This is a genomic window from Ideonella oryzae, from assembly GCF_024055665.1.
In the GTDB taxonomy this organism is placed as follows: Bacteria; Pseudomonadota; Gammaproteobacteria; order Burkholderiales; family Burkholderiaceae_C; genus Ideonella; species Ideonella oryzae.
In genome coordinates this window covers 87,149-99,911 of sequence record NZ_JAMXMC010000007.1, presented here as the reverse complement: position 1 = coordinate 99,911, position 12,763 = coordinate 87,149, and the positions used below count along the sequence as shown (strand labels likewise).

The following is a 12,763-nucleotide window of genomic DNA, read 5'->3' as shown; positions in this document are numbered from 1 at the left end:
AGCGCCTCAGAGTCGACGCACAGGCCGCTGGCTGCTCATGGCCAGCATGCCGATGCCGCCACCGTTGCTGACCTGGCGGTAGCCCATCTGCTGCAGCAGCATGCAGCCCATGCCCGAACGACCGCCCGAGGCGCAGTACAGCACGATGGGCTGGCTCAGGTCCGGCGCCACCCGGGCGATGCCGGCCTGCAGCTGGTCCAGCGGCAGGTTCACCGCGCCGTCCAGGTAGCCGCCAGCGTATTCGCCGGGGGAACGCACATCGATCAGCAGGGGGTCGGGAGAGCTCATTTCAATCGGACTCCGGTGGCGTCGAGCACCTGGATTTCCACCGGGAAACCCTGGGCCACGCTTTGGGTGACGGTGCAGTACTGCTCGAAGCTGGCCAGCACCCGGTCCAGGTGCTCCAGCGCGGCCGCGGGCACGCCCAGCGTCAGCGTGGCGCGCATGCCCAGCACCCGCAGGCGGCCCTCGGCGTTGCGGCCCACATCGGCCGAGACCTCGGTGTGCAGCGGCTCGGGCTGCTGCTTGAACTTGCGCAGTGCAAACAGCAGCGAGTCCGACAGGCAGTTGGCCACCGCGGCGGCCAACAGGTGCATGGGCGAAGGGCCCTGGTTCTGGCCCAGCGGCGGCGGCTCGTCGCAGCGCAGCGCCGGGATGCCGGCACCGAAATCCACGTCGAACTGGTAATCCTGCACCTGGGTCAGGCGAACGGTCACGGCATCCTGGCTCATCGGGGTCTCCGGCAACAGGGGATCGGCGGGCGGCTGTTCAACGCACCTTGCCCAGCAGGGTCTGGACTTCGCCCAGCACTTCGGTGAGCTGCTTGCGGCCCTTGGGGTTGGACCCCAGGTGGGCGCCCAGCTCCTGCTCCATGAAGCACACGGTCATGCGCACATAGGTGCTGTCCAGCGCCTTGCGCACCGCCGCCATCTGGCTGGCCACGTCCTGGCAGGGCTGGCCTTCCTCGATCATGCGCTGGATGCCGCGCAGCTGGCCTTCGGCGCGCTTCAGGCGGTTGAGCAGGTCGGTGCGGGTCTTATCGTCGGTCAACATCGACATGGCACAGGGCTCCTCGGGGGGAGTGGATTCCGTTTGAGAAGCTGCCATTGTGAGGTCTTCCTGCAGAGGGGGCATTCGAGGGGGGATCGGACCGGTGGCCCGTCCCCCGAAGGCGGGCTCAGCGGCTGCAGCAGGCAGCGCCGTCGCCCTCGGGCACCCCCAGCTTCTTCAGGATGAGGGCCATCGGACAGACGTTGGTGAAGCCAAACTGCAGCAGGTTCAGGCCAACGAAGGCGGTGAAGGCCAGCCACCACTTGTTCACGAACAGGGGGCTGCCCTCCACGCCCAGGGCCAGGGACAGCAGGATGAACAGGCCGGGGATGATGCGCAGCAGGCGGGTGATGGTCATGGGAAGCTCCCTGTGGACACGAAAAAACGGGGGATCAGCGGTCGGTCAGGCGCACGATGCCCAGGGCCTTGAGCACGTACTTCTCGTAGATGGGTTCGGAGTTGCCGGACTTCATCTTCGAGAGGAAGTACTTCTCGAAGGCCACCTTGGCCAGGTGCACCCACTTGCCCTTCTTGAACCAGTTGACATTGCGCGGCGGGATCTGCGGCAGGGCCACGAAGGCGGCGCCGGTGTCGCCCATGTCGGCCAGGCAGATGGCGTTCCAGGTGCCCTGGGCGGTGGCCGGGCGGCCGGCCAGCTCGTCGGCGATGTTGTGGGCGATGGCCGAGGTCATGGTCTCGATCATGTAGCCCGTCTTGGGCGCGCCGGTGGGCACCGGGGTCACCTCCACCGGCGGGATGGCCACGCAGACGCCGGCCGAGAAGATGTTCTTGTACGCCTTGCTGCGCTGGTACTCGTCGATCAGCACGAAGCCGCGCGGGTTGCACAGGTTGGGCACCGCGGCCACCGGCTCGACGCCCTTGAAGGCCGGCAGCATCATGGCCAGCTGGAAGGGCAGCTCATGCTGCTTGAGCACATTGCCCTGGTCGTCGAGCTGGGTGGTGAAGAGCTTGCCCGCCTCGACCTGGGTGGTCTTGGCACTGGTGATCCACTTGATGTCGTGGTTGCGCAGCTCGCTCTCCAGCATGGACTTGCTGTCGCCCACGCCGCCCAGGCCCAGGTGGCCGATGTAGGGCTCGCTGGTGACATAGGTCATCGGCACCTTGTGGCGCAGCTTGCGCTTGCGCAGGTCGGCATCGACGATGAAGGCGAACTCGTAGGCCGGGCCGAAGCAGCTGGCCCCGGGCATGGCACCGACGATGATCGGACCCGGGTTCTTCAGGAACTCCTGGTAGTCGCGCCAAAAGGCCTCGGCATGGTCCACCGAGCACACCGAGTGGGTGTGGCCGCCGCCGCCATGGGCCGCCGGGCCGGCGCCCGGCACCTCGTCGAAGCTGAGCTTGGGGCCGGTGGTGATCACCAGGTAGTCATAGGCCAGGGTCTGCCCATTGGCCAGCGTGAGCTGGTTGCCCGGCGCATCGATGGCGGAGACGGCCGAAGGGATGAAGGCGATGCCCTTCTTCTCCAGCAGCGGGGCGATCTTGAGCACGATCTCCTCGCGCTGGCGCCAGCCCACCGCGATCCAGGGGTTGGAGGGCACGAACTGGAAGTAGTCCACCGCGCTGACCACGGTGATCCGGTGCTCCTTGGGGAGCATTTCGCGCAGCTCGTAAGCGCAGGGCATGCCGCCGATGCCGGCGCCGATGATGACGATGTGGGCCATGGTTGTCTCCTGAAGTGCCGTTCTGGCGACGGCGGTTACGCAGCTTCATGGCGATGCCGCAGCATCGCGTAGTAGAGGACCGGGATCACCACCAGCGTGAGCAGGGTGGAGACGAGGATGCCGAAGATCAGCGAGACGGCCAGGCCGTTGAAGATCGGGTCGTCGAGGATGAAGAAGGCGCCGATCATGGCCGCCAGCGCGGTCAGGGCGATGGGCTGGGCGCGCACCCGGGCCGACTCGATCACCGCCGTCTGGAAGGGCACGCCCTGGGCCAGCTGCAGCTCGATGAAGTCCACCAGCAGGATGGAGTTGCGCACGATGATGCCGGCCAGCGCGATCATGCCGATCATGCTGGTGGCGGTGAACTGCGCGCCCAGCAGGGCATGGCCCGGCATCACGCCGATGAGGGTCAGCGGGATGGGCGCCATGATGATCAGCGGCGTGCCGTAGCTCTTGAACTGCGCCACCACCAGCAGGTAGATCAGGATCAGGCCCACCCCGTAGGCCGCGCCCATGTCGCGGAAGGTCTCGTAGGTGATCTGCCACTCGCCGTCCCACTTGATCGCGTACTGCGTGAAGGGGTCGGAGGGCTGGTGGATCCAGTACTCGCCCAGCGTGCCGTGGCCGGCTGGCACCGCATCCTTCAGGTGCGGGCGGATGGCGAACAGGCCGTACAGCGGCGAATCCAGCTTGCCGGCCATGTCGCCGAAGACGTAGCTGACCGGGTGCAGGTCCTTGGTGTAGAGCGGCTTGTCGATCACACCGGTCTCCACCCGCACCAGCTCCGACAGCGGCACCAGCTGGCCGTTGGCGGCCTTGAGCGGCAGGGCCAGCAGCGCGTCCAGGCCGATCTGGCTGTCGCGCGGCAGTTGCAGCCGCACCGGCACCGGGTACTTGTCGTGGCCGGTGTGCAGCCAGGCGGCATCGGTGCCCGAGAGGGCGGCTTGCACCGTCTGCGCGATGGTGGCCACCGCGATGCCGGCCGATTCGGCGCGCTGGCGGTTCACCCGCAGGAAGGCGCGCGGGGCGTCCTCCTTCAGGGTGGTGTCGATGCCGACGATGTCCGGCGTGGCGTGGAAGGCCCGGGCCACCTGGGCGGCCACGGCCTGGCGGCCGGCCTCGTCGGGGCCGTAGACCTCGGCCACCAGCGGGCTCATCACCGGCGGGCCGGGCGGCACCTCCACCACCTGGATGCGCGCGCCGTGGGCCGCGGCGATCTTCTCCAGGTCGGGGCGCAGGCGCTGGGCGATGGCGTGGCTCTTCTCCGAGCGGTGGTGCTTGTCCACCAGGTTGACCTGCAGGTCGCCCTGGTCGGCCTCGCTGCGCAGGTAGTACTGGCGCACCAGGCCGTTGAAGGTGATGGGGCTGGCCGTGCCGGCATAGCCCTGCAGGTCGCGCACCTCGGCCTGGCGGGACAGGAAGGCGCCCAGGTCCTGCAGGGTGGAGGCGGTGTCCTCCAGCGGGGTGCCCGCCGGCATGTTGACGATGACCTGGAACTCCGACTTGTTGTCGAAGGGCAGCATCTTCAGCACCACCCACTGCACCAGCGTCAGGCCCACCGAGAGCATCAGCGCCACCAGGATACCGCCCAGCAGCATCCAGCGCTTCTTCGCGCTCTGCAGCAGGGGCCGGAGCAGGGCGGCGAAGAAGTTGCCCAGGCGGGCGCCCACGCCGGCCGCGCCGCTGGGGGTGTGCGGCATGGCGCCCTCACCGGCATGCGGCTTCATCAGCTTCAGGGCCAGCCAGGGCGTGACCGTGAAGGCGATGGCCAGCGACAGCGCCATGCCCAGGCTGGAGTTGATCGGGATCGGGCTCATGTACGGGCCCATCAGCCCGGTCACGAAGGCCATCGGCAGCAGCGCGCCGATCACCGTCATCGTGGCCAGGATGGTGGGGCCGCCCACCTCGTCCACCGCCACCGGGATGATCTCGCGCAGCGGCTTGTGCGGGTCCAGCGCCTGGTGGCGATGGATGTTCTCCACCACCACGATGGCGTCGTCCACCAGGATGCCGATCGAGAAGATCAGCGCGAACAGTGAGACCCGGTTGAGCGTGAAGCCCCAGGCCCAGGAGGCGAACAACGTGACCGTGAGCGTCAGGATCACCGCCGAGCCGACGATGATGGCCTCGCGCCGACCCAGGGCGATGCCCACCAGCAGAATGACCGAGCCGGTGGCGAAGGCCAGCTTCTGGATCAGCTTGTTGGCCTTCTCGGCGGCGGTCTCGCCGTAGTCGCGGCTGATGCTGACCTCCACGCCATCCGGGATCACCGCGTTGCGCAACTCGTCCACCCGGGCGCGAGCGGCACGGGCCACGTCCACCGCGTTCTGGCCCGGCTTCTTGGTGACGGTGAGCGTCAGCGCCGGGTAGACCTGACCGGCCGGGGCCGAGGCCGATTCCTCCGGCGACAGCGGGGCGCTGCCCGGGGTGTACCAGACGAGGTGGCTGGGCTGGGCCGCGCCCGGGGTGATCTGGGCCACTTCGCGCAAGTAGACCGGCTTGCCCGCGTGCACGCCCACCACGATGTCGCCGACCTCGTCGGCGTTGCGCAGGAACTGGCCGGTCTCCACCGTCAACAGCTGGTTGCCCTGGGGCTGCACCACCGCACCGGCGGGCATGCCCTGGTTGGCCGCCTGCAGGCTGGCCTTGAGCGACATCACGTCCACCCCGCGTTCGCGCAGGCGCGACGGGTCCAGCGCCACGTTCACCGCGCGGCCGGGGCCGCCGATGGTCTGCACCTCGCGGGTGCCGGGCACGCGCTTGAGTTCGGCCTCCAGCGTGTGGGCCACCCGCTCCAGCTCCACGCCGCTGCGGGCGTCCTTGGCCCACAGCGTGATGCCCAGCACCGGCACGTCGTCGATGCCCTTGGGCTTGACGATGGGCGCCAGGGTGCCCAGGCCGGCGGGCAGCCAGTCGGAGTTGGCGTTGAGCACGTCGTACAGGCGCACCAGGGCCTCGGTGCGCGGCACGCCGACCTTGTACTGCACGGTCAGCACGGCCATGCCCGGCTGCGACACCGAAGTGGTGTGCTCAATGTCGGCGATCTGCGAGAGCACCTGCTCGGCCGGGCGGGCCACCATGGCCTGCACATCCTCGCTGCTGGCCCCCGGGAAGGGGATCAGCACATTGGCCATGGTGACGTTGATCTGCGGCTCTTCCTCGCGCGGGGTGACCAGCACTGCGAACAGGCCCAGCAGCAGGGCCACCAGGGCCAGCAGCGGCGTGATGGCATTGGCCTGGAAGGCGCGGGCCAGTCGGCCGGAAATGCCCAGCACCGGCTCGGCGCCGGTGTCGGTGGGGTCGTGGGGGTGGCTCATTGGGGGTCCTGTCCTGCGCGCTGTGTTCAGCGCGCCGCGCCGGCCGGGGTGGCACCGGCCAGGCCGGCTTGGACCGCATCGGCGGCCACCTGCTCACCGGCCTTCAGGCCGGCCAGCACCGGCACCTGCTGGCCCGGGCCAGACGTGCCCAGGCGCACCGAGCGCAGCACGAACTGCCCTTGGCGGGCCACGTAGACGGCTTCCAGTTCGCCGCGGCGCAGCACGGCCGCGGCCGGCACGCTCAGCACCGCGGGGGTGGCGGCCGAGGCCGGCGCGTCAAAGCGCACCCGCAGGCTCTGGCCCGGCGACAGGCTCGTGCCGGTCGGCAGGTCCAGGCGCCATTCCACCGTCTGGGCCACCGGGTCGGTGGCGGGCAGCTCGGTGCGCTGCACCGGGCTCACCCAGCGGCCGTCGGGCAGTCGCACCTCGGGGTGGGTGGCGGCGCGGGCCAACGCCGCGCGCGAGGCGGGCACCTGCACCACGGCGCGCAGCGCACCGGGGGCGTACATCGTCACCACGCCGACACCGGCCGCGGCCAGGTCGCCGGTGTCCACCAGCGTGGCCTGCACCACGCCGTCGAAGGGGGCGCTCACATCGGCAAAGCCGCGGGCCAGGGCGGCCTGGCTGCGCGCGCCGCGGGCCTGGTCCAGCGCGGCCTGGGCGGCCTTCAGGCTGGTGTCGGCCTGGTCCACCACCGACTGGCTGACAAAGCCCTGTTGGCGCAATTCGCGCTGGCGCTGGGCATTGAGTTTGGCGTTCTGCAGCTGGGCCTCGGCCTGGGCCACCGCGGCATCGCTCTGCAGCAGGCCGGCGCTGGTGTTGCGGGCGTCGATGCGGGCCAGCAGCTGACCGGCGTGCACCCTGTCGCCAGCCTTGACCGCGAGGCTGGTCACATTGCCGGCCACCTGGGCGGCCACCGTGGCCTGGCGCAGGGCCTCCACCGTGCCGTCCAGCTCGAAGCCGGCACCCGCCGGGCTGCTGCCCACCGTCACGGTGGGCACGGGGGCAGCCATGGCTGCCGCGCAGCCCAGCCACATCGACGCCAACCATGCGACATGCTTCATCGAAGGACTCCCGGCCGTGTGTGTCTTGATACCCATTGGGGTATCGTAACAGAGCCTGTAACACCCGGGCAAGTCAGGGATTTCGCCCTCCCGGGCGAGGTGCGTCCGTCGCCAGTGAACAACCTCACAGCCGGCGCATTCTTGATGTAAAGCAATTCCAGCGGATGCTGCGCCGCGTCAAACTGAGCGCCGAACTTCCGGCAGATCCCCCAATGACCGACGGATTCCACGCCAGCGCGCCGCACCCCGTGGCAGAGGCCGCCCACCGGGTGGTGGCCGTGCATGGCCCCGTGGTGGCGGTGCGGGGGCGGCCTCTGCCCCAGTTGGGCCATGTGCTGACCGTGCCGCTGGACGGTCATGCGGTCACCCTGGTGGTGGAGCAGCACGTCTCCGAGTGCGTGGTGCGCACCATCGCGCTGGAAAGCACCGAGGGTCTGGCCCGCGGCCTGCCGGCGCACGACACCGGCGCGCCGCTGACCGTGCCGGCCGGCGAGGCCTGCCTGGGCCGCCTGCTGGATGTGCAGGGCCGCCCGCTCGATGGTGGCCCCCCCCTGGACCCGGCCCTCAACCGCCCAGTGATGACCCCGCCGCCCCGCCTGTCCGACACCCTGCCCGGTCAGCAGATTCTGCCCACCGGCATCAAGGTGATCGACCTGCTGTGCCCCTTCGTGCGCGGTGGCAAGACCGGGCTGTTCGGCGGGGCCGGCGTGGGCAAGACGGTGCTGATGATGGAGTTCATGCACGCGGTGAGTACGCTCTACCAAGGGGCTTCGGTGTTTGCCGGCGTGGGCGAGCGCATCCGCGAGGGCCACGAGATGTGGCATGAGATGAGCGATGCCGGCGTGATGCAGCGCACCGTGATGGTCTTCGGCCAGATGGACGAGACCCCGGGCGTGCGCTACCACACCGGCTTCACCGCCCTGGCCTGTGCCGAGGCCCTGCGCGATGCCGGCCACGGCGAGGTGCTGTTCCTGATGGACAACCTGTTCCGCTTCGTCCAGGCCGGCTCCGAGATTTCCGGCTTGCTGGGCCGCATGCCGTCCAGCGTCGGCTACCAGCCCACGCTGCTGACCGAGGTGGCCACGCTGGAGGAGCGCATCCTGTCCACCCGGCAGGGGGCCATCACCTCGGTGCAGGCCGTCTACGTGCCGGCCGACGACATGAGCGACCCCTCGATGGCCGCCATCCAGGCCCACCTCGATTCCATCGTGGTGCTCTCGCGTGAGCAGGCCGCCCGCGGCATCTACCCGGCGGTGGATCCGCTGGCCTCCAACAGCCGCATGCTGGACGTGCACATCGTGGGCGAGCGCCACCACCGGGTGGCCGGCGCGGTGCGCGAGCACCTGGCCCGCTACAAGGCGCTGGAGGACATCATCGCCATGCTGGGCCTGGAGGAGCTGTCGCCCGAGGACCAGCGCACCGTGCGCCGGGCCCGCCGCCTGCAGCGTTACCTGACCCAGCCCTTCCAGGTCGTGGCCGACCACACCGGTCTGCCCGGCGTGACCGTGCCGCTGGACACCCTGCTGGCCGACTGTGAGCGCTTCCTGGACGGGGCCTACGACGGCCTGACCGAGGACGCCTGCTACATGCAGGGCGCGATGCCCGCCCCCAAACCCACCGCGGCCCCGGTGGCCAGCGCCTGAACCCCCAGGACGCGCGATGGACCGCCCCGGCTTCACCCTCTGCCTGCTGGACGCCCAGCAGGTCCGCCGCCTGGACGGGGTGGTTCGTCTGGTGGCGGAGGACGCCCAAGGCCAGTTCGCGCTGTGGCCGCGCCACGAGCCGCAGATGACGGTGCTGGAGCCCGGCCTGTTCCGCTACCGCCTGGCCACCGATGCCGCCGACGCCGACTGGCACTGCGGCGCCTGCGCCGGTGGCCTGCTGCGCAGCGGTTGGGAGGCGGGTGCGCAGACGGTGCGCATCGTCAGCAGCCGCTTCCTGGTGGATGCGGACGCGGCGACGCTGCTGCAGCGCCTGGACGCCTTGCTGGCGGGCGACCAGCGCCTGCGCCTGTCCACCCGCGAGGAGCATCTGCAGCTGGACCTGGCCCTGATGCGCCGCCTGCAGCAACTGGCCCAGACCGCCCCCGGAGCCCGCCCATGAGCGATCAGCCGTCCCCCGATCCGATGCGCCGCAACGCCGAGCGCCAGCTCGGCCGCCTGACCCGCGCCCGCCAGGCCGGCTTCCTGGGCCTGCTGGTCACCGGCGGCACGGCCGGCCTGCTGCTGTGCGTGCCCCTGGTGGGTGGCGCCTACCTGGGCCGCTGGCTGGACAGCCTGTCCGCCGGCTACAGCGTGCGCTGGACCGTCAACCTGATCCTGCTGGGCCTGGCTGTGGGCGTGGGCAATGTGGTGTGGTTCTTCCGCAGCCACGGGCGCTGAGGCGCAGGAGACACGAGCCATGGACGAAGGCTTCACGCTGCACCTGGCCGGGCTGGCCCTGTCGGAGACCCTGTGCCTGTCGGTGCTGGTCACGCTGGGCCTGGCCGCGGCCGCCTGGTTCTGGGGCCCGCGCGGCGGGCGGCCGCCCGCCGTCGCGCTGGAGCTGGCCTGGCAGCTGATGCACGACGCGGTGGCCGAGGTGGTGGCCCCTGCGCATGTGGACCGGGTGCTGCCCTTCATCGGCAGCCTGTGGCTGTTCATCGCCGTGTCCAACCTGCTGGGCCTGGTGCCGGGCCTGACCTCGCCCACCCGCGACCTCTCCGTCACCGCCGCGCTGGCGGTCATCGTCTTCTTCGCCGTGCACCTCTACGGTCTGCGGGCGGCCGGCGCGCGGGCCTACCTGCGCCATTACATTCAGCCCAGCCCCATCCTGGCGCCCTTCCACATCATCAGCGAGATCACCCGCACCCTGGCCCTGGCCATCCGCCTGTTCGGCAACATGATGAGCCTGGAGATGGCGGCGCTGCTGGTGCTGCTGGTGGCCGGCGTGCTGGTGCCGGTGCCGCTGCTGCTGCTGCACGTCATCGAGGCCCTGGTGCAGGCCTACATCTTCGGCATGCTGGCGCTGATCTACGTGGGTTCGACGCTGGAGGTCAGCCTGCCCGAGGGCCAGCCACCTGGCCCACCTTCCGCATCCCCTTCGTCTTCCTCGTCCTCCTCTTCCGCACCGGAGTCGCCATGACCGATCTGCACCTCTTTGCCATCGTTTCCACCGTGGTGGCCGCGCTGGCCATCGCCCTGGGCGTGTTCTTCCCCGCCCTGGCCATGGGCCGGGCCATCTCCTCGGCCCTGGACGCGCTGGCCCGCCAGCCCGAGGCCGAGAAGGAGATCAGCCGCACCCTGTTCATCGGCCTGGCCATGATCGAGTCGCTGGCCATCTACTGCCTGGTGGTGGCGCTGATCATCCTGTTCCGCAACCCGCTGCTCGAATACCTGCTCAAGTGAGTCACGGCCTTCGCCGCCGACGGAACCTGCCATGAACCTTGACGCCACCACCTTCGCGCTGGAGATCCTGAACTTCGCGGTGCTGCTGTGGCTGCTGCGCCGATTCCTGTTCAAGCCGGTGCAGGCCGCCCTGGCCGCACGGGCCCAGGCCCAGCAGCAGCAGCGCGACACGCTGGACGCCCGCCAGCAGGCCCTGGACGCCCGCGCCCAAGCCCTGGCCGCCCAGGAAGCCGGGCTGGCCGGCCAGCGTGAGGTGGCCCGTCAGGCCCTGGTGGAGGAGATCGCCGCGCTGCGCAGCCAGCGTCTGGCCGCGCTGGACGAGGAGCTGCGCGCCGAGCGCGAGAAGGCCCAGGCCCGGCTGCAGCGCGAGGCCCGGGCCCGCCAGGAGCAGGCCGACCGTCAGCTGCAGGCCCGGGCGGCCGGTTTCGTGGGCGACTACCTCCAGCGACTGGCCAGCCCTGCCGTGGAGGCCGCGCTGGTCGAGTTGTTCCTGAGCGACCTGGCGGCCCGGGCCGCCGCGCTGGCCCCACAGTTGGCCACGCCGGGTCAGGCCCCGGTGGAGCCCCCCACGGTCAGCAGCGCCTTCCCCTTGCCCGAGGCGCTGCGCCAGCGCATCACGGCTGGCCTGGCCGCGGTGCTGGGTCAGGGTGTCGTCCCCCGCTGGGCCCAGGCGCCGGAGCTGCTGGCGGGCCTGAGCGTGCACCTGCCGGGCCACCAGTTGGAGACCAGCCTGCGCCGCGGGGTCGATGCCTTCAACGGCTTGGACGTCCATGCCGTCCTGCCGGCTGCGGCCCCCGCACAGCCGCAGAAGGAGGCCTGAGGTGGTGCCCCCGCAGCTGGGCGTGGCGCCCGAGGTCGGCCTTTCGGTCGAGGAGGTCGGCACCATCATCGGGCTGGCCGACGGCATCGCCTGGGTCGAAGGCCTGCCCTCGGTGCCGGTGGGCGAGGTGCTGCGCGCGGTCGATGGCAGCCGGGCCTGGGTCTTCCAGCTCGACGAGACCCTGGCCGGCTGCATCCTGCTGGACCAGGCCGAGGGCCTGGCCGCCGGCCTGCGCATGCGCCGCAGCGGGCAGCGCCTGTCCATCGGCTGCGGCGACGCCCTGCTGGGCCGGGTGATCGACCCCCTGGGGCGACCGCTGGACGGCCTGCCCCCGCCCGAGACCGATGCCCTGCACCCGCTGGAAAGCCGCTCGCCGGCCATCATCGAGCGCGACCCGGTCAGCCGCCCGCTCTACACCGGCAACACCGTCATCGACACCCTGCTGCCCATCGGGCGCGGCCAGCGCGAGCTGCTGATCGGCGACGACGGCACCGGCAAGAGCGCGCTGGCGCTGGACGCGGTGATTCACCAGCGCGACCAGGGCGTGCGCTGCATCCTGGTGCTGATCGGCCAGCGCCGTGCCGAGGTGGCCGAGACCCTGCGCCTCCTGGCCGCGCACGACGCCCTGGCCCACACCACCGTGGTGGTGGCCGAAGCCGGCACCCTGCCCGGCCTGCAGTACCTGGCACCCTTTGCCGGCTGCGCACTGGCCGAGCACTGGATGCACGCGGGCCACGACACCCTGATCGTCTACGACGACCTGGGCAAGCACGCCCAGGCCTACCGGGAACTCTCGCTCCTGCTGCGCCGCCCGCCCGGGCGCGAGGCCTACCCCGGCGACATCTTCTACCTGCACTCGCGCCTGCTGGAACGCTCCACCCAGCTCAGCGCCGCGCTGGGCGGCGGCAGCATGACGGCCCTGCCCATCGTGCCCACCCAGCTCGGCGAGGTGGCCAGCTACATCCCCACCAACCTGATCTCCATCACCGACGGCCAGGTCTACCTCAGCACCAAGCTGACCGCCGCGGGCATGTTTCCGGCCATCGACGTGGGCACCTCGGTCTCGCGCATCGGCGGCAAGGCCCAACACCCGGCCATCGCCCGCGAATGCAAGCGCCTGCGGCTGGACTACCTGCAGTTCCTGGAGCTGGAGCTGTTCACCCGCTTCGGCACCCGGCTGGACGAGGGCATGCAGGCCCGCGTGGCCCGCGGCCATCTGCTGCAGGCCCTGTTCCGCCAGGCCCGCCTGGCCACCCGGCCGGCCGCGGTCACCCTGGCCTGGCTGGTGGCCCTGAACGAAGGCCGGCTCGAAGGCCTGCAAGGCCCGGCCCTGCAGGCCCGGCTGGACGCCCTGACCGCGATGGCCGCCAGCGCGCCGCCGCTTGACGCCCCGCGGGCCGACTGGGTGGCCGCCGTCCAGGCCGCGCTGGGCGGCTGACCCTTC

General features: G+C 70.8%; 14 protein-coding genes. 7 read left to right on the top strand and 7 right to left on the bottom strand.

From position 1 onward, the window contains the following. Window positions 1-6: 6 nt before the first annotated feature. The 7 genes from M0L44_RS13095 to M0L44_RS13065 all read right to left on the bottom strand — a co-directional run bounded on the left by M0L44_RS13095 (window position 7) and on the right by M0L44_RS13065 (window position 7,113). Entirely contained in the window at window positions 7-288 is a 282-nt protein-coding gene (locus tag M0L44_RS13095; protein ID WP_252770138.1) for a rhodanese-like domain-containing protein, read from the bottom strand. Further along, entirely contained in the window at window positions 285-731 is a 447-nt protein-coding gene (locus M0L44_RS13090) for an OsmC family protein (protein WP_252770137.1), read from the bottom strand. The genes M0L44_RS13095 and M0L44_RS13090 overlap by 4 nt, the downstream gene beginning before the upstream one ends. Window positions 732-768: 37 nt before the next feature. Further along, window positions 769-1,059: a metal-sensing transcriptional repressor gene (locus tag M0L44_RS13085; protein ID WP_022980753.1), complete on the bottom strand. Its 291-nt coding sequence runs from the start codon at window positions 1,057-1,059 to the stop codon at window positions 769-771. A gap of 118 nt (window positions 1,060-1,177) precedes the next feature. Then, entirely contained in the window at window positions 1,178-1,408 is a 231-nt protein-coding gene (locus M0L44_RS13080; protein ID WP_252770136.1) for a YgaP family membrane protein, read from the bottom strand. Between the two features lie 34 nt (window positions 1,409-1,442). Next, window positions 1,443-2,732 (bottom strand): NAD(P)/FAD-dependent oxidoreductase, encoded by a 1,290-nt coding sequence (locus tag M0L44_RS13075; protein WP_252770135.1) that lies wholly within the window; start codon window positions 2,730-2,732, stop codon window positions 1,443-1,445. Window positions 2,733-2,767: 35 nt separating this feature from the next. Further along, a complete protein-coding gene (locus tag M0L44_RS13070; protein ID WP_252770134.1) occupies window positions 2,768-6,049 on the bottom strand; it encodes an efflux RND transporter permease subunit in 3,282 nt (1,093 codons plus the stop codon). Between the two features lie 26 nt (window positions 6,050-6,075). Next, window positions 6,076-7,113 (bottom strand): efflux RND transporter periplasmic adaptor subunit, encoded by a 1,038-nt coding sequence (locus M0L44_RS13065; protein ID WP_252770133.1) that lies wholly within the window; start codon window positions 7,111-7,113, stop codon window positions 6,076-6,078. Between the two features lie 212 nt (window positions 7,114-7,325). Between M0L44_RS13065 and atpD the strand changes: the two genes are divergently transcribed. The 7 genes from atpD to M0L44_RS13030 are packed head-to-tail and all read left to right on the top strand — an operon-like array spanning window position 7,326 to window position 12,757. Further along, a complete protein-coding gene (gene atpD / locus M0L44_RS13060; protein ID WP_252770132.1) occupies window positions 7,326-8,756 on the top strand; it encodes a F0F1 ATP synthase subunit beta in 1,431 nt (476 codons plus the stop codon). Between the two features lie 16 nt (window positions 8,757-8,772). Further along, entirely contained in the window at window positions 8,773-9,216 is a 444-nt protein-coding gene (locus tag M0L44_RS13055; RefSeq protein ID WP_252770131.1) for an ATP synthase subunit epsilon domain-containing protein, read from the top strand. Continuing rightward, a complete protein-coding gene (locus tag M0L44_RS13050; RefSeq protein ID WP_252770130.1) occupies window positions 9,213-9,494 on the top strand; it encodes an AtpZ/AtpI family protein in 282 nt (93 codons plus the stop codon). Before M0L44_RS13055 ends, M0L44_RS13050 begins: the two co-directional genes overlap by 4 nt. 19 nt (window positions 9,495-9,513) lie before the next feature. Continuing rightward, a complete protein-coding gene (locus M0L44_RS13045) occupies window positions 9,514-10,236 on the top strand; it encodes a F0F1 ATP synthase subunit A (RefSeq protein ID WP_252770129.1) in 723 nt (240 codons plus the stop codon). Beyond that, complete coding sequence (locus M0L44_RS13040) at window positions 10,233-10,499, top strand: F0F1 ATP synthase subunit C (RefSeq protein WP_022980745.1); 267 nt, start codon at window positions 10,233-10,235, stop codon at window positions 10,497-10,499. Before M0L44_RS13045 ends, M0L44_RS13040 begins: the two co-directional genes overlap by 4 nt. A 31-nt stretch (window positions 10,500-10,530) precedes the next feature. Further along, window positions 10,531-11,319 carry a hypothetical protein gene (locus M0L44_RS13035; RefSeq protein WP_252770128.1) on the top strand — a complete coding sequence of 263 codons (789 nt, stop codon included), beginning with the start codon at window positions 10,531-10,533 and terminating at the stop codon, window positions 11,317-11,319. Between the two features lies 1 nt (window position 11,320). Next, window positions 11,321-12,757 carry a F0F1 ATP synthase subunit alpha gene (locus M0L44_RS13030; protein WP_252770127.1) on the top strand — a complete coding sequence of 479 codons (1,437 nt, stop codon included), beginning with the start codon at window positions 11,321-11,323 and terminating at the stop codon, window positions 12,755-12,757. Window positions 12,758-12,763 lie beyond the last annotated feature (6 nt).